Origin of the sequence: Streptomyces sp. NPDC005303 (genome assembly GCF_040607335.1) — a bacterium.
Lineage (GTDB): Bacteria > Actinomycetota > Actinomycetes > Streptomycetales > Streptomycetaceae > Streptomyces.
The window spans coordinates 1-16,015 of sequence record NZ_JBEXGM010000014.1 but is presented as its reverse complement, the minus strand read 5'-3'; the positions used below and the strand labels follow the sequence as shown (position 1 = coordinate 16,015).

At 70.5% G+C, this 16,015-nt stretch carries 16 protein-coding genes and 1 riboswitch; of the genes, 8 read left to right on the top strand and 8 right to left on the bottom strand.

The window, feature by feature from the left end; translation table 11 throughout:
- Window positions 1-12: 12 nt before the first annotated feature.
- Window positions 13-864 carry a sigma-70 family RNA polymerase sigma factor gene (locus ABZT93_RS20720; protein ID WP_356106359.1) on the top strand — a complete coding sequence of 284 codons (852 nt, stop codon included), beginning with the start codon at window positions 13-15 and terminating at the stop codon, window positions 862-864.
- Here ABZT93_RS20720 and ABZT93_RS20715 read toward each other — a convergent pair.
- Both ABZT93_RS20715 and ABZT93_RS20710 read right to left on the bottom strand, forming a co-directional pair.
- Complete coding sequence (locus ABZT93_RS20715) at window positions 861-1,331, bottom strand: GNAT family N-acetyltransferase (protein ID WP_356106358.1); 471 nt, start codon at window positions 1,329-1,331, stop codon at window positions 861-863. The two genes, ABZT93_RS20720 and ABZT93_RS20715, sit on opposite strands and share 4 nt — an antisense overlap.
- A 43-nt stretch (window positions 1,332-1,374) precedes the next feature.
- Entirely contained in the window at window positions 1,375-1,920 is a 546-nt protein-coding gene (locus tag ABZT93_RS20710) for a flavin reductase family protein (RefSeq protein ID WP_107405540.1), read from the bottom strand.
- Between the two features lie 367 nt (window positions 1,921-2,287).
- Here ABZT93_RS20710 and cdgB point away from each other — a divergent pair, with 367 nt between their 5' ends.
- Both cdgB and ABZT93_RS20700 read left to right on the top strand, forming a co-directional pair.
- Window positions 2,288-3,943: a diguanylate cyclase CdgB gene (cdgB, locus tag ABZT93_RS20705; protein WP_356106356.1), complete on the top strand. Its 1,656-nt coding sequence runs from the start codon at window positions 2,288-2,290 to the stop codon at window positions 3,941-3,943.
- Between the two features lie 121 nt (window positions 3,944-4,064).
- A complete protein-coding gene (locus tag ABZT93_RS20700; protein WP_356106355.1) occupies window positions 4,065-5,012 on the top strand; it encodes a carbohydrate-binding protein in 948 nt (315 codons plus the stop codon).
- Window positions 5,013-5,015: 3 nt separating this feature from the next.
- Here the strand turns inward: ABZT93_RS20700 and ABZT93_RS20695 are convergent, their stop codons facing one another.
- The 3 genes from ABZT93_RS20695 to ABZT93_RS20685 all read right to left on the bottom strand — a co-directional run bounded on the left by ABZT93_RS20695 (window position 5,016) and on the right by ABZT93_RS20685 (window position 8,206).
- Entirely contained in the window at window positions 5,016-5,945 is a 930-nt protein-coding gene (locus tag ABZT93_RS20695; RefSeq protein WP_356106353.1) for a 1-phosphofructokinase family hexose kinase, read from the bottom strand.
- Between the two features lie 78 nt (window positions 5,946-6,023).
- Window positions 6,024-7,262 carry an N-acetylglucosamine-6-phosphate deacetylase gene (nagA, locus tag ABZT93_RS20690; protein ID WP_356106351.1) on the bottom strand — a complete coding sequence of 413 codons (1,239 nt, stop codon included), beginning with the start codon at window positions 7,260-7,262 and terminating at the stop codon, window positions 6,024-6,026.
- Window positions 7,262-8,206, bottom strand: a complete 945-nt coding sequence (locus tag ABZT93_RS20685) for an ROK family protein (protein WP_356106349.1) — start codon at window positions 8,204-8,206, stop codon at window positions 7,262-7,264. The genes nagA and ABZT93_RS20685 overlap by 1 nt, the downstream gene beginning before the upstream one ends.
- 169 nt (window positions 8,207-8,375) lie before the next feature.
- Here ABZT93_RS20685 and ABZT93_RS20680 point away from each other — a divergent pair, with 169 nt between their 5' ends.
- Together ABZT93_RS20680 and ABZT93_RS20675 are read left to right on the top strand one after the other, a co-directional pair.
- A complete protein-coding gene (locus ABZT93_RS20680) occupies window positions 8,376-9,584 on the top strand; it encodes an extracellular solute-binding protein (protein WP_356106621.1) in 1,209 nt (402 codons plus the stop codon).
- A gap of 33 nt (window positions 9,585-9,617) precedes the next feature.
- Entirely contained in the window at window positions 9,618-9,851 is a 234-nt protein-coding gene (locus tag ABZT93_RS20675) for a DUF3263 domain-containing protein (RefSeq protein ID WP_356106348.1), read from the top strand.
- A gap of 4 nt (window positions 9,852-9,855) precedes the next feature.
- Here the strand turns inward: ABZT93_RS20675 and otsB are convergent, their stop codons facing one another.
- The 3 genes from otsB to ABZT93_RS20660 form a co-directional block, all read right to left on the bottom strand.
- The gene (gene otsB / locus ABZT93_RS20670) at window positions 9,856-10,677 is read right to left on the bottom strand and encodes a trehalose-phosphatase (protein ID WP_356106346.1); all 822 of its coding nucleotides are present in this window, start codon (window positions 10,675-10,677) and stop codon (window positions 9,856-9,858) included.
- Between the two features lie 2 nt (window positions 10,678-10,679).
- The gene (locus ABZT93_RS20665; protein WP_356106344.1) at window positions 10,680-12,065 is read right to left on the bottom strand and encodes a trehalose-6-phosphate synthase; all 1,386 of its coding nucleotides are present in this window, start codon (window positions 12,063-12,065) and stop codon (window positions 10,680-10,682) included.
- Window positions 12,066-12,196: 131 nt separating this feature from the next.
- Window positions 12,197-13,141 carry a glucosyl-3-phosphoglycerate synthase gene (locus tag ABZT93_RS20660; RefSeq protein ID WP_356106342.1) on the bottom strand — a complete coding sequence of 315 codons (945 nt, stop codon included), beginning with the start codon at window positions 13,139-13,141 and terminating at the stop codon, window positions 12,197-12,199.
- Window positions 13,142-13,290: 149 nt separating this feature from the next.
- A riboswitch (SAM riboswitch) is annotated at window positions 13,291-13,449 on the top strand.
- A gap of 15 nt (window positions 13,450-13,464) precedes the next feature.
- On the opposite strand from ABZT93_RS20660, the gene thrC reads away from it, so the two are divergent.
- From thrC to ABZT93_RS20645, 3 genes are all read left to right on the top strand, one after another.
- The gene (thrC, locus tag ABZT93_RS20655; protein WP_356106340.1) at window positions 13,465-14,748 is read left to right on the top strand and encodes a threonine synthase; all 1,284 of its coding nucleotides are present in this window, start codon (window positions 13,465-13,467) and stop codon (window positions 14,746-14,748) included.
- Complete coding sequence (locus ABZT93_RS20650) at window positions 14,745-15,020, top strand: MoaD/ThiS family protein (protein ID WP_020122860.1); 276 nt, start codon at window positions 14,745-14,747, stop codon at window positions 15,018-15,020. The genes thrC and ABZT93_RS20650 overlap by 4 nt, the downstream gene beginning before the upstream one ends.
- A 443-nt stretch (window positions 15,021-15,463) precedes the next feature.
- Window positions 15,464-15,670: a cold-shock protein gene (locus ABZT93_RS20645; RefSeq protein WP_007382895.1), complete on the top strand. Its 207-nt coding sequence runs from the start codon at window positions 15,464-15,466 to the stop codon at window positions 15,668-15,670.
- The last annotated feature ends 345 nt before the right edge of the window (window positions 15,671-16,015 follow it).

The following is a 16,015-nucleotide window of genomic DNA, read 5'->3' as shown; positions in this document are numbered from 1 at the left end:
AGAGGTGACCCCATGCGCGACGAGGAGTTCCTGGCCGAGCGGTTCGAGGCGCACCGGGGGCGGCTGCGGGCGGTGGCGCAGCGGATGCTCGGGTCGGTCGCCGAGGCCGAGGACGCGGTGCAGGAGGCGTGGGTGCGGACGAGCCGGGCGGACACCGCACACGTCGACAACCTCGGGGGCTGGCTGACGACGGTCGTCGGACGGGTCTGCCTCGACATGCTCCGCTCCCGCAGGTCCCGTGCCGAACAGCCCCTGGAGCCCGAGGCACCGGTCCCGGCCACCGACCCCGACCCCGAGCAGGACGCGCTCCTCGCAGACTCGGTCGGCAGCGCCCTCCTCGTCGTACTCGACACCCTCACCCCCGCTGAGCGGCTCGCCTTCGTCCTGCACGACCTCTTCGCCGTCCCGTACGACGAGATCGCCGACGTCATCGGCAAGTCCCCGGCGGCCACCCGCCAGCTCGCCAGCAGGGCCCGGCGCCGGGTACGGGGCACGCGCAACGAGGACACCGATGTCGTCACCAGCGCCCGCCGGCGTGAACTGGTCGACGCCTTCCTCGCCGCCGCGCGCGAGGGTGACTTCGACGGGCTGCTGGACGTCCTCGACCCGGATGTCGTGGTGCGCACGGAGGCCGGGGTGACGACGGGGGCCCTCGCCGTGGCCAAGGGGGCGGCCAGTTACTCGCGGCACATCGTCGGTGTCGCCGTACCGGCTCTCGTCGAGGGCCGCACCGGCATCGCGCTGGTGCGGGAGGGCCGGGTGGAGCGGGTGCTCGCGTTCACGTTCGTACACGACCGGATCGCCGTGATCGACATCACCACGGACCCGGCGCGGGCGGCACAGACGGACGTCACCCTGCTCTAGGCGAGGTCCAGGACTCCCACCGTCTCGCATCCGCTCAGCTCCCCGGTGCGGCGGAAGCCGAGTCTCAGGTAGAACTCCGCCGGGCCGTCCGGGCCCTCGTGCCAGGTGACGTACAGCTCCTTCGTGCCCCGGCGGCGCAGCTCCGCGGCGACGGACTCGACGGCGAAACGGCCGTAGCCGCTGCCCTGGGCGTCGGCCGCGATGTTCAGCCGCCACAGGCCGGAGCGGCGCACGGTGCCGCCGTCGGCGCGCCAGTCGATGTCGAGGAAGGCCATGAGGAAGCCGACGGCGCGGCCGCCGTCAAGGATCAGACGGGGCCAGGCGACGCCCTCGGGATGTACGTAGGCCTCGGCGAGGGACTGCATGACGGGGGAGACCGCGAATTCCTGCTCGGGACGGAGGCGTATGCCCGTCGCGGTTTCGAAATTCCCGGGTGTGATCTCTTCGAGGCGTGGTGCGAAGGTCATCCGGGGGACCTTAGGACGGGTCAGCGGCGCGCGGCCACCGAATTCATCCCAACTGCCGGTACCTGCCGCGGAAATACGTGAGCGGGCCGCCGTCCGCGCTCGGCACGTCGGCGGTCAGTACGCGACCGATCACCAGGGTGTGGTCGCCGGCCTCCACGCGCTGTTCGGTGCGGCACTCCAGGGTGGCGAGGGCGCCGCCCACCAGAGCGGCGCCGGTCGCGGAGCCGCGGACGTACGGGATGTCCTCGAACAGGAGGCGGTCGCTGATGCGGCCCTTCATGGCGAAGCGGCCGGCGATGTGCCGCTGGCTCTCGGACAGGACGGACACCGCCCACAGCGGTTGCTCGTCGAGCAGGTCGTCCATGCGGGAGCCCGTACGCAGGCTGACCAGCACCAGAGGCGGGTCCAGGGAGACCGAGAGGAAGGCCGTGGCGGTCATGCCGACGTCCTCGCCCCCGGGGCCCTCGGCGTCGAGCGGGGGCTCGAACGCGGTCACCAGGACCACGCCCGCGGCCAGCCGGGACATGGCGGCCCGGAACTCGTCGTTGCTCACCCCCACAGCATGCCCGGAAGCGGGCGGAGGGATCATCGGCACGGTGGCGGGGGGAGTGTTCGGCACGCCGGAAACGCTAATGTCCGCTCCGGGCGCTCCGCATCGGGCCTTCGCCCGAGGCCGGACCTAGGTCCACCGGCGGAGATGCGCACAGTGGCCACAAACACCCAAAGTTTGCGTTCAGTAAACGCACAGGGAAAACGCAGAAGCTCCACTCAATTGTTCATCTTTCGCTGTGACTTGAGTCACAAGGGGCGCTAATTGTTGACCCTGTGTACCGAGTGGGCAGCGCGCTGTGATTCAGTGGCGGGAAGTACCGACCGAGCCGCACCAACGAACCGCACTGACGATACGCCGAAGAGAACCCTTGATTCGCTGCGAGGTCTCGGGGGGAGGGCGAGCAATGGAGAGCGAGTCGGAGCCGTACGTCCGCCTTGCGTCCCTGCGACAGCTGCACCAGGTCATGGCCGACATGAACACGGCCCGCAGCCTGGCCGACACACTGCAGACCGTCGCGAACGGCGTGGTCACCGCACTCGGCTACGAACTGGCGTGCGTCAATCTCGTGCGCCCCGACGGCGACCTCGTGGTCGCCGCCTTCTCCGGGAACCAGGCCGCCGAGGCGCTGATCACCGGCCGGGTGGGCTCCCGCGAGTCCTGGGAGCGCCGGCTGAGCATGGGAGAGACCTGGGGCGACCTGGTCTTCATACCGCACACCGAGGGCTGGGTCCTCGACGACGACGACGTCCCGCAGTGGTACACCGACGGGCCCGCGCCCCGCTTCGAGGACGAGTGGCACCCCTCCGACCGGCTGTTCGCGCCGATGTACACGCCGGGCGTACAGGGCGGTCAGTGCGGCGAGCTGATCGGCGTGCTCTCCGTGGACCGGCCGCGCAACGGCCGCAGGCCGGGCGCCTGGGGTCGCGAAGCGCTCCAGATGTACGCCTTCCAGGCCGCGATCGCGATCAGCAACGCGCGTCTGCGGTCGAACATGCAGCGCGCGCTGGTCAGACTCGAAAGGGAACAGCAGGCCCTCAGGGCCAGCGAAGAGAGCTTTCGGCAGGCCTTCGAGTACGCCCCCTCCGGCATGGCCATCGCCGAGATGGGCGGCGACCAGCACGGCCGCATCCTGCGCACCAACGACGCCCTGTGCCGCCTCCTCGGCCGCCCCGCGTCCGCGATGCGCCGCTATTCCTTCTCCGACCTGGTCCACCCCGAGGACATAGGCACCCTGCTGCGCACCTCGGCGGAGGGCGGACGCGCCGAGCTCCGCCTCGGACGCCGGGACGGCACCTACGTCTGGGTCTCCCTGCGCAACTCCGTCGTCGCCGACGCGGCCGACGGCCCGCGCTTCCTGCTCACCCACGTCGAGGACATCGAGGAGCGCAAGCGCCGCGAGCTCCAGCTCGCCCACCGCGCCTCCCACGACTCGCTGACCGGCCTGCCGAACTCCGCCGAGCTGCGCTCGCGGCTGTCCTCCCGGCTCTGCCAGCGCCCCACCCACACCGGCGCCCTGGAGCCCGTCGACGCGGCCTTCGGCCACCCGGCCTTCGACGCGGGCGGTCACGGTTTCGACTTCCGGCAGGGCGGTGCCGCGGCGTACGACGCCTTCGACCACCATGTGCACACCGTCGCCCCCGAGGGGGAGCGCGACGACGGCTCCAAGGGGCTCGCGGTGCTCTTCTGCGACCTCGACGGCTTCAAGTCGATCAACGACCGGTTCGGGCACAACGCGGGTGACGCGGTGCTCATCGAGGTCGCCCGGCGGCTGTCCCAGTGCGTCCGCGACGGCGACACCGTGGCGCGGCTCGGCGGCGACGAGTTCGTGATCCTCGCCGACGGGCTCGGCAAGGCCGACGCGGCCGACCTCGCGGTACGCCTGCGCAACGAGATCATCCAGCCGATCCGCGCCGAGGGACGGGCCGTGCGGGTGGGTGCCAGCTTCGGAATCGGCTGGGCGCACTGCGGCATGACCGCGGACGAAGTGTTGAAGTCGGCCGACGAGCGGATGTACGTCGAGAAACGATCTCGTCCCAAACAACACAGACGCGCGGGCTGAGCCCCAGGTCAGCGAGCCGATGCGATCCGAGTCACCCGTTTGGGCCATCAGGAGCGGGTAGGCTCGCCATTCTGACTCCACGTATCGCATCCGATCCGCACCTGTTGAGGAGTACCAAGGGATGACGTCCGGCAACAACGGCGCGAGCACGCCAGAGGACGAAGACCCGTTCGGCTACCTCTACGCCGACGGCCAGGCCAACGGCGCCCAGCCGCCCTCAGGCGGCGGCTACGGCTACGGCTATCCGAACTCCGTCAACCGGACACGCTCGGTCGGCCAGCGGCAGTACGGCCAGCAGCAGGCACCGGCCGCGCCGAACGGCCCGTACGGCCAGGTCCCGCAGCAGCAGGGCCAGACCGGCTACGGCCAGCCCAGCGCCCACTACCAGGCCCCCGAGACCCTCCCGGGCGGGGCCCCCACCAGCCAGCAGCCCATGCCGGGCTACAGCGGTGGCGGCCGCTCCGGTGGCCCCAACACCAAGGGTCTGCTGATCGGCGCGATCGCGGTGGTCGCCGCGGTGGTCATCGGCATCGCCATCGCGATGGCGGGCGGCGACGACGACAAGGGCGACAAGGGCAACCAGGCGGCGACGACCCCGACCACGTCCCAGAGCTCGGAGCCGAGTCCGTCGACCTCGGCGTCGGAGGCGGCCGACCTTCCGGAGGCCGACGTCAAGACGATGCGGCTGGAGGGCGGCACCGGCGTCGCGTCCGACGTGAAGGGTGCCCAGGCCGACGGGGGCGTGTACGTCCAGGGCTTCAACCAGGTCGGCGCCTCGGTCACCTGGACGGTCAACGGCATCAAGAAGGCCGGCGTCTACCGGGTGTACGTCCGCTACAGCCTCCCCGCCGAGGACGCCAACGCGACGGTGACGGTCAACGGGAAGCCCTCCTCCCGGCCGCTGAACATGAAGAACTTCGGTGGGCTCCCCGCGAACGAGTGGCAGGAGACCTGGGCGCAGGTCTCCCTGACCAAGGGCACCAACACGATTCAGCTGTCCTGCCAGCAGGGCAACCAGTGCAACGCCCTGCTCGACCAGTTCTCCGTCACGGAGAACGTCGACCGTTAGGAGTCAGGCCGCGCTGACCTCGCCCGTCACCGCGACCCGCGTCAACAGCTCCTCGTAGGCCGCTCGGTCGAACTCCCCGGCCACCGGGGACAGTACGGTCGCCGCCGACAGGGCGACCGCGCGGGACAGGCGGTCCGGCCACGGGAGTTGTTCCGCCAGGGCCGACAGCAGCCCCGCCACCGCCGAGTCGCCGGCGCCCGTCGGGTTGCCGTGGACCGTGGTGGGCGGGGTGGCGCGCCAGCGGCCCTCCGGCGTCGCGGCGAGGAGGCCCTCCTTGCCCAGGGAGGCGACGACGGCGAGGGCGCCCCGGCGTCGCGCGTCCCGGGTTGCGCGCAACGGCTCGTGGGAGCCGGTCAGTTCAAACAGTTCGTCGGCGTTCGGCTTGACGATGTCGGGGCGGGCGGCGACCCCGCGGCGCAGCGCCTCTCCGCTGGTGTCGAGGAGGACCGGGACCCCGGCGGCCTTCGCCGTGCGGATCAGGCCCGCGTACGCCCCCACCGGCACCCCCGGTGGCAGACTCCCGCACAGGGCCACCGCCGCGACGGACGGGACGAGATCCTCGTACGCCTCCTGGAAGGCGGCCCACTCCGCGGATGTCACCGTCGGGCCCGGTTCGTTGAGCTGTGTGGTGTCGCCGGACTCCGCGTCCACCACGGCGATCGTGCGCCGGGTCGGCCCGCCGACCGGGACGAGCGCGTCCACCAGGCCCGGTACGGCGGTGAGCCGCTCCTGGACCGTGCGGCCCGTGGCACCGCCCGTGAACCCGGTGACCGTCACCTCGTGGCCGAGCGCGGCCAGCACCCGGGCCACGTTCAGCCCCTTGCCGCCGGGGCGTTCGGTGACGTCGGAGACCCGGTGGCTGGTGTGCGGCCGCAGCGACCGTACGCGATAGGTGATGTCGAGAGCGGTGTTCAGCGTGACCGTGAGGATCACCTGGGCCGACCTCCCCCGAGAGACAGAATGTGCCCGTCCAGTCTCCCAGGATGCCACCGGGCCCAACAGCGTGACAGATCAGCCCAGTTGGGGATCGACCACCCATTCTCCCCGGCGCATGACGCCCTTGAGGTCGAATTGATGGTCGAGGAGGACCAGGTCGGCGTCCTTGCCCGGCTCCAGCGACCCGATCCGGTCGGACATGCCCAGCAGCCGGGCCGGGTTGGCGGAGATCGCCGCGACCACGTCCTCGACCGGGAGCCGGTCCACGGTCACCGCCCGCTTGAAGGCGCGGTCCAGGGTGAGCGTCGAGCCGGCGATCGAACCGCCCTCGACCAGGCGGGCGACTCCCTCGCTGACCTCCACTTCCAGGGGGCCGAGCATGTATCGGCCGTCGCCGAAGCCCGCCGCGTCCATGGCGTCCGTGATGAGGGCGACCCGCTTCGACCCCGCGTGGTGGAACGCGAGTTGCAGCGCGGCCGGGTGGAGGTGAGTGCCGTCGTCGATCAGCTCGACCGTGATCCGCTCGTCCTCCAGGAGGGCGGTGATGGGACCGGGGGTGCGGTGGCCGAGGGGCGGCATCGCGTTGAAGAGGTGGGTCGCCACGGTGGCGCCCGCTTCGATGGCCTCGACGGTCTGCTCGTAGGTCGCGTCCGTGTGCCCGACCGCCGCGATGACCCCGTGTTCGGCGAGGAGGCGTACCGACTCGATGCCGCCGGGCAGCTCGGTGGCGAGGGTGAGCATCTTCGCCTGGCCGCGCGCCGCGTCGATGAGCTTGCGGACCTCCGCCGGGTCCGGGTCGCGCAGGAGTCCCTCCGAGTGCGCGCCCTTGCGGCAGGGGGAGATGAACGGGCCCTCGAAGTGGACGCCGGCGATGTCGCCCTGTTCGGCGAGTTCGGACAGGAGACCGGCTCGCTGGGCGAGGAAGTCCATGTCGCCGGTGACGGTGGAGGCGACGAGGGTGGTGGTCCCGTGGCTGTGGTGTGTGGCGATGCCCTTGAGCACGTCTTCGATCGTGCCCGAGGTGAAGGAGGCTCCGCCGCCGCCGTGGTTGTGGAGGTCGACGAAACCTGGGACCAGCCAGTGTCCGGTTACGTCGATGACCTGGGCGTTCTCCGGGGCGGCGCCGATGATTCGGGTGCCGTCGACGATCACTCGGCCGTTATTGACGGTTCCCGTGGGGAGGACGACCGTTGCGCCGGACAGGACGAGGGGCGTATGGCCCGTTGCGGGGTGCGGGTTCGTCGTGGCTGGTCGCGCCCGCGCGGCGGTAGCCGCAGATTCAGCGCTGTCCCGCGCCCGTGGGTGGGCTGTCATCAGGGCGTTACCTCCGAACTGTCCGTCTTTTTGAGGAGATCCCAGGCCAGTAGGCCCGCGCCCAGGCAACCCGCCGTGTCGCCCAGTGCCGCGGGGACGATCGTCGGGAGCTTCTGGAAGGTGACGCGCCTTTGGACCGCGTCCCGCAGCGGTGTGAACAACGTTTCCCCCGCCTCCGCCAGGCCGCCACCGATGATCAGGGTGCGGGGGTCCAGGAGGGTGAGGGCGGTGACCAGGCCGTCGGCGAGGGTGTCCACGGCGTGCTGCCAGATCTCCCGGGCCTTCGGGTCCTGGGCCTCGACCGCCTTCGCACAGTCCGCCGCGTCCGCGTCCGGGTTCCCGGTGACCGAGGCCCAGGCCTCGCTGACCGCGGCGGCGGAGGCGTACCGCTCCAGGCAGCCCCGCTGGCCGCACGGGCAGGGCGTGCCGTCCGGGCGTACGACGATGTGGCCGATCTCGCCCGCGAAGCCGTGCGCGCCGGCCTCCACCCGCCCCGTGATGCCGATCGCGCCGGCGATGCCGGTGCCCAGGGCGACGAAGAGGAAGCGGTCGGTGCCCTGGCCGGCTCCGATGCGGCCCTCGGCGAGGCCGCCGGTGCGGACGTCGTGGCCGAGGGCGACCGGGACGCCGCCGAGGCGCTCGGCGAGCAGGTGGCGCAGGGGGACGTCCCGCCAGCCCAGGTTGGCGGCGTAGGCCGCGATGCCCCGGCCCTCGTCGACGATGCCGGGTACGGCGACGCCGGCCGCGGCCGCGGGGGCATCGAAGTGCTCGGTGCCGTACGCGCGCAGCTCGGCGGCGAAGTCGAGGATGCCGTCGACGACCGCGTCCGGTCCGTGCTCGCGGCCGGTCGCCCGGCGGGCCCGGTGCAGGAGTGCGCCGTCCGCGCCGACCAAGGCCGCCTTCATCCCGGTGCCGCCCACGTCGAGGGCGATGACATGTCTCACGGGGGACAGTGTGACCCGTTGACCCACAAGAGGTCTAGTCCACTCGCGTGGTGTAGACCTTAGTTCTGAGATATGTATGACTTTTCGAAAGATTTCGAACGTGAGTTTGGGGCGGTTGTCGGTGCGGCGGCGTAGGACGGGAACGATCGCGGCGGTGTCCGCACTGGGTATGACGGCAGTCCTGGGCGGCTGCGGGCTGGGCGGCGGCTCGGACGAGGTGACGCTGAAGCTGGTCGCCGCCGACTACGGCGACAGTTCGGCCAACAGCTCCCAGAAGTACTGGGACAAGCTCGTCAAGGAGTACGAGGCCGAGCACGCCGGCGTGAAGGTCGACGTCAGCGTGTACTCGTGGACCGACGTCGACCGCAAGGTCAAGGAGATGGTCGACGCGGGCAAGGCGCCCGACATGGCGCAGATCGGCGCCTACGCCGACTACGCGGACAAGGGGCTGCTGTACAAGGCCGACGAGCTGATCGGGATCCGGGAGCAGGCCGACTTCGTCGCCCAGCTCGGCTCGGCGGGGCGTATCGACGGGATGCAGTACGGCATGCCGTTCGCCGCCTCGACCCGGCTGCTCTTCTACAACAAGACCCTCTTCGCCGATGCCGGGCTCACCCCGCCGAAGACGTGGAAGCAGCTGGCCGCCGACGCCGAGACCCTCAAGGCGGACGGGGTGAAGTACCCGTACGCGCTGCCGCTCGGACCCGAGGAGGCGCAGGCCGAGACCATGCAGTGGCTGCTGAGCGGGGGCGGCGGATACATCGACGACGTCGGCACGTACGGCATCGACTCCGAGGAGAACGTCGCCACACTGACCTGGCTCAAGGACGACCTCGTCGGCAAGGGACTGACCGGTCCCGTCGCGCCCGAGAACCTGAACCGGGCCGCCGCGTTCTCGGCGTTCGCCGCCGGGGACGTCGGAATGCTCAACGGGCACCCCTCGCTGATGAAGACCGCCGCAGAGAAGGGCGTGAAGTTCGGGATGGTGCCGATGCCCGGCGCCGACGGACCGACCAGGAACTCCATGGGCGTCGCCGACTGGATGATGGCCTTCCGGCAGAACGGGCACGCCGAGCAGGTGGGCGACTTCCTCGACTCCGTCTACAGCGAGAAGAACGTCCTCGCGTTCTCCCGCGAGTACGACCTGCTGCCGGTGACGAACTCCGCGTCCGAGGTCATGAGCGGTGACTCCCGGGACGCCGACCTCAAGCCCTTCCTCGACGCCCTGCCCAGCGCGGAGCTGCCCCCCGTGGGCAAGACGTCCTGGGCCTCGGTCAGCGCGGCCGTGAAGAAGCGGATCGGCTCCGCGGTGAGCTCCGAGGGAAACCCCACCGAGGTGCTGCGCGCGTTGCAGCTGACCGCGCGGAACGCGGAGTAGTCGCTGTCGGTGGCGGGCGTTACGGTTCCGGGCATGGAGCATGCGGAACTCGACCGCCGTGAGCGGGACATCCTCGCGCTGGAGCGCCGCTCCTTCGCGGGGCCCGGCGCGAAGGAGCGGGCGATACGCGAGGAACTGGGCCTGGCACCGGTCCGTTACTACCAGCTGCTCAACGCCCTGCTGGACGATCAGCGCGCGCTGGCCTTCGACCCGGTGACGGTGAACCGGCTGCGCAGAGTGCGGGAGGCCCGGCGGGCGGAGCGCTGAGGGGTCAGCCGAGCCGCTCCGCCAGGTCCCGCAGGAGGCCCACCACACCGGCCGGGCCGTCCACCACCAGGTCGGCCCGCTTGCGGAGTTCCGTCACCTCGTCGCTGCCGCTGCACACCAGGAGGCCGGGGGTGCCGGCGGCGCGGAGGTCGTCGACCGCGGCGAAGGCGGGCAGGTCACCCAGGTCGTCGCCGGCGAACAGCACGGACCGGGCGGAGACCTCGCGGGCGTGCTTCTGGAGGGCCACGCCCTTGTCCATGCCGGGTGGGCGGAGCTCCAGGACCAGACGGCCCGGTTCCACGATCAGGCCGTTGCGGGCGGCCAGGTCGGCGAGGGGGCCCTGCAGGGCCTCGAAGGCGGACTGGGGGTCGTCGGCCCTGCGGGTGTGGACGGCCACCGCCCGGCCGCCCTTCTCCTCCAGCCACGCGCCCGTCCCGGCCAGAAGCTCCGGCAGCTCGGCCCGGACCGCCGCGACACCCGGGTGCGGGGCGGGGGCCGTGACCTCACCCGTCGCCGCGTCCCAGCGCTCCGCCCCGTAGTGGCCGAGCACGGTCAGGTGCTCCAGGCCCGGGACCTGCGCGAAACCACCGTTGCGGACCGCGACCGCGGCCGGGCGGCCGGTGATCACCGCCACGGACGCCACCTTCGGCGCGAGCGCCGCGAGCGCCGGCACCGCCTCGGGGTGGGCGAACGCTTTCTCCGGGTCCGCCACGATCGGCGCCAGCGTCCCGTCGAAGTCGAGGCCGATCACCGCGCGGCGCGGTTCGGCGAGGAGCGCGCGCAGGCCCTCCTGGCCGGCGGGGGTGGTGGGCGTGGGAAGGTTCATGCTCACCCGTTCAGTGCGTTCAGCTGGTCCAGGAACCACTGGGCCGGTGGGAGTGCCGTCGCCGCCGCGGCGAGCCGCTTCGCGCGTTCGGCCCGTTCGTGGGGCGGCATCGTCAGGGCCTCGTGCAGGGCGGCCGCCGTCTGCTCCACGTCGTACGGGTTCACCACGATCGCGTCCTCGCCCAGCTCCTCGTACGCCCCGGCCTCCCGCGACAGCACCAGCGCGCACCCCTCGTCGGAGACCACCGGCACCTCCTTCGCGACCAGGTTCATGCCGTCCCGGATGGGGTTGACCAGCGCCACGTCGGCCAGCCGGTACGCGGCGAGGGAGCGCGCGAAGTCGTCCTTCAGATTCAGCAGGACCGGGGTCCAGCCCGGTGTGCCGAACGTGTCGTTGATCTCGTCCGCCAGCCGCTGCACCTCGGCCGTGTAGTCCCGGTACACCGCCAGGTCCTGCCGCGACGGATACGCGAACGCCACGTGCACGACCCGCTCCCGCCACTCCGGCCGCGACTCCAGCAGCCGCCGGTAGGAGAGCAGCCCGCGCACGATGTTCTTGGACAGCTCGGTGCGGTCGACCCGCACGATCGTCTTGCGGCCCGCACCGATCTCCTCGCGCAGGGCGACGATCCGCTCCTCCACGTCGGCCTGGTGGGAGCGGGCGCGCAGGAAGTCCGCGTCCGCGCCAAGGCCGTGCACCCCGATCCGGGTCTCCCCGAGCCCGTCCGCGAACTCCGTGCAGCAGGCGGTGAAGGCGTCCGCCCAGCGGCGGGTGAGGAAGCCGAGCCGGTCGGCGCCCAGCATGCCGCGCAGCAGCTGGGACGCGATGTCGTCGGGCAGCATCCGGAAGTAGTCCACCGGCGCCCACGGCGTGTGCGAGAAGTGGGCGATGCGCAGGTCGGGGCGGAGCTCGCGGAGCATCCCCGGCACCAGGCACAGGTGGTAGTCCTGCACCAGGACCGCCGCCCCCTCGGCCGCCTCCTCGGCGAGCGCCTCGGCGAAGGCGCGGTTGTACGTCTCGTACGACGCCCACTGCCGCCGGAACTCCGCGTCGAAGGACGGCTCCAGCGGGGTCTGGTAGAGGAGGTGGTGGACGAACCAGAGGACCGAGTTCGCGATGCCGTTGTACGCGTCCGTGTGCACGTCGGCCGGGATCGGGAGCATACGGACGCCGTCCTCGCCGACCCCCTGCCGTACCGCCTCGCGGTCGCCGTCGGACAGCGCGGAGCACACCCACAGCGCGCCCGCCTCCGGACCGATCGCCGAAAGGCCCGAGACCAGTCCGCCGCCACCCCGTCTGGGGTGCAGCGAACCGTCCTCCTGGACCTCGTACGAGACCGGGCCGCGGTTGGACGCGACCAGCACCTGGGCGTTGTGCGATGAAGCCATGCCTCGAAACCTAGCCCGGTGTACAACCGCTCAAACGTTCCCGTAGCGTCTTCGGCCCGCGGCCCGTGGGGGCTGGTCGCGCCCACGGGGCGGAGCCGCAGATCGATACAGTCCCGCGCCCCTTGGTGGGTCTACGCAGCCCTTCTTTTCATGTACTCCGGAATCTCCGTCATCGGCGGCCGCTCCTCCGTGTCCACGGAGTACGTACGCGGCTCGAAGCCGTCCCGGCCCCGCTCGAACTGGGTGAGGGAGGGGCGGATCATATGGCCGCGGGCCAGCCGCAGCTGTGCGGTGCGGTAGATCGCGGCGGACATCCGGCCCAGGGCCTGCCCGTCCTGGTGGCGGTGCTTGCGCACCCCGACGTCGACCTGGGCGAGCGCGTCCAGGCCCACCAGGTGCAGGGCGTCGACCAACATGCCCAGCTCGACGCCGTAGCCGACGGGGAACGGCAGCTGCTCCAGCAGCGAGCGCCGGGCCGCGTACTCGCCGCCCAGCGGCTGCACGAAACCGGCCAGCTGCGGCCAGTGCATGTTCAGCAGCGGCCGCGCCATGAGCTCGGTGACCCGGCCGCCCTGCCCGGCGGCGCCGCCCAGGGGACGGTCGTACATGCCCTTGACCAGGTCGACCCCGGGTTCGGTGAGCAGCGGGCCGACGATGCCGGAGACGAAGTCCGAGGAGAACTCCTTCAGGTCGGCGTCGATGAAGCAGACGATGTCCCCGGTGGTGGCGAGCAGGGAGCGCCACAGGACCTCGCCCTTGCCGGGCACGGCGGGTAGGCGCGGCAGGATGTCGTCACGGTGGACGACCCGCGCACCGGCCGCCTCGGCGACCTCGGACGTGCGGTCGGTCGATCCCGAGTCGACGACGACGATCTCGTCGACCAGCGGGACCTGCTGCATGAGGTCATGACGGATCACGGCGACGATGTCACCGACCGTCTCCTCCTCGTTGAGCGCGGGCAGGACGACACTGACGGTCTGACCCGAGCCCCGCTTCGCGGCCATGATCCGGTGGAGCGGGCGATCGGTCACCGACCAGGAACGGGTGGCCAGCCAGCGCTCGACTTCGTTCAGCACAGTGCGCGGCTCCTCTGCGTGTGATCTGCGGGTGATCCATCTCGCGGTTCGGACGACTCTCTCAACTGTCCTGGTCGTCGGTTACAGTCTTGAACAACGCGGATGACCATCGCATGTCCTGGGTGGGCCCGCCGTTCACAACTTCATACCGCTCATCCAGAGGGGCAGAGGGATACGGCCCGATGAAGCCCCGGCAACCCTCCAGTCGGTTCTCGTAGCGATCGCTGACGATCGTCTCCGCGAGGCTCCCGATTAGGGAAGGTGCCAAATCCGTCTCACGGCGAAGTGCGTCGTGAGGAAGATGAGGAAAGGGCCTCGCCTCCATGGCTGCGCAGACTGTTGCAAGCACCACGAACTCCGTCGATCTGGGTCCCGCCGCGGCGCTGAGCTGCCGCGAATGCGGCCACCGCGTCCCGCTCGGCCCGGTCTTCGCCTGCGAGGAGTGTTTCGGCCCGCTCGAGATCGCGTACGACTTCTCGGCCTATGACACCGAGGAGCTCCGCAAGCGCATCGAGGCGGGACCCGCGAACATCTGGCGCTACGCCCCGCTGCTGCCCGTCCCCGCGGACGTGGCGGACAAGCCCAACATCAACCCCGGCTGGACCAAGCTCGTCAAGGCCGACAACCTCGCCCGTGAGCTGGGCGTCGACGCCGGAAAGCTGTTCGTCAAGGACGACTCCGGCAACCCGACGCACTCCTTCAAGGACCGGGTCGTCGCCCAGGCCATCGAGGCCGCCCGCGTCTTCGGTTTCACCACCCTCTCCTGCTCCTCCACCGGCAACCTGGCCGGTGCGGTGGGCGCCGCCGCCGCCCGGGCCGGCTTCCGCTCGTGCGTGTTCATCCCGCACGACCTGGAGCAGGGCAAGGTCGTCATGGCCGCGGTCTACGGCGGCGAGCTCGTCGGCATCGAGGGCAACTACGACGACGTGAACCGCTTCTGCTCCGAGCTGATCGGCGACCCGGCCGGCGAGGGCTGGGGCTTCGTCAACGTCAACCTGCGGCCGTACTACGCGGAGGGGTCCAAGACCCTGGCGTACGAGATCTGCGAGCAGCTGGGCTGGCAGCTCCCCGACCAGCTGGTCGTGCCGATCGCCTCCGGCTCGCAGCTCACGAAGATCGACAAGGGGCTGCAGGAGCTGATCAAGCTCGGGCTCGTCGAGGACAAGCCGTACAAGATCTTCGGTGCGCAGGCGGAGGGGTGCTCGCCGGTGTCGGTGGCGTACAAGGCGGGCCACGACGTGGTCCGGCCGCAGAAGCCGAACACCATCGCCAAGTCGCTGGCGATCGGCAACCCGGCGGACGGGCCGTACGTGCTGGACATCGCCCGTCGTACCGGCGGGGCGGTGGAGGACGTCGACGACGAGCAGATCGTCGACGCGATCAAGCTGCTGGCCCGGACCGAGGGCATCTTCGCGGAGACCGCGGGTGGCGTGACCGTGGGCGTGACCCGCAAGCTGATCGAGAACGGCGTCCTCGACCCGACGAAGACCACGGTGGTGCTGAACACCGGCGACGGTCTCAAGACCCTGGACGCGGTGGCCGGTACCGGGCTCACCGCCACGATCCGTCCGAACCTGGACTCTTTCCGAGAGGCTGGCCTCGCATGAGCGTCAACGTCCGCATCCCCACCATTCTGCGCACCTACACCGGTGGCCAGGCCGAGGTGCAGGCCGAGGGTGGGACCCTCGCCGAGGTCATCGCGGATCTGGAGAAGAACCACACGGGTATCGCCGCGCGTGTTCTCGACGACCAGGGCAAGCTGCGGCGGTTCGTGAATGTGTACGTGAACGACGACGATGTGCGGTTCGAGCAGGGGCTGGAGACGGCGACGCCCGACGGGGCCGGCGTCTCCATCATCCCGGCGGTCGCCGGCGGGTGACCGTATGACTGGTCATTACCTTCGGTAACAGTAATTACCGAGTGTTCATCTGATTGCCCTCTCCGCGAGAGAAGCGGAGGGGGCAATTCTCTATGGTTGAGCACGGTACAGTTGGGGAACCTGCTGCTTCCCGCATGCCGGACGCATATGAGTTCCGACTTCGGATGCGACGAGAAGTAGCCAAAGTGTGTGGGTTCTTTGCGCCTTATGCTCCTTTTATGGGGCCCGACTTGCCCCGAATTCGGGCGAATTCTCACTACATTCCGGACCCCTTCCGTCCAGAATTCTCGTCCGATTGACCTGTTGCAGACGGCAGTTGGACAGATACATTCAGCCGCGGTCGACGCGTTCCGGCGCACGCCCCCAACCATGTGGGGGGTGAGGTCTGACCCGGATCCATGAAGTGTGGATCCGTGCAAGGGCCAGTAATAGGGGAGTTAGGCATGGCTCAGGGCACCGTCAAGTGGTTCAACGCGGAGAAGGGGTACGGCTTCATCGCGGTCGACGGTGGTGCGGATGTTTTCGTCCACTACAGCGCGATTCAGATGGACGGCTACCGCACCCTTGAAGAGGGCCAGCGGGTCGAGTTCGAGATCTCGCAGGGTCAGAAGGGGCCGCAGGCGGACATGGTCCGTCTCGCGACTGGCTGAAGCACGCGCCGGGTAACAACAGCGTCGTTCTTCGTTCTTCTTCGAAGGGCTCGTACCCCATGGGGAGTCATGGGTACGGGCCCTTCGGCATGTTCCTCCGGCGGTTGGGCGGGTTGGGGTTCGGTGGGGGCGGGCGTTTTGCGCAGTTCCCCGCGCCCCTGGATGCCTGCGGCGCAGCTGCGGCCCCGGTGGGGACGGGTGTAGCGCGTGCGGGTGTGTCGTGGGTCGGGGCCGGGGTGGGGGGTGTCCGTCCTCGGTCCGGCGGCTCGGCTGCTTGAGCAGGGCTCGGTAACGGACGCCGGCCGCTGCGGGCGGACACCTTCTCGATCGCGGCGACATCGCGGC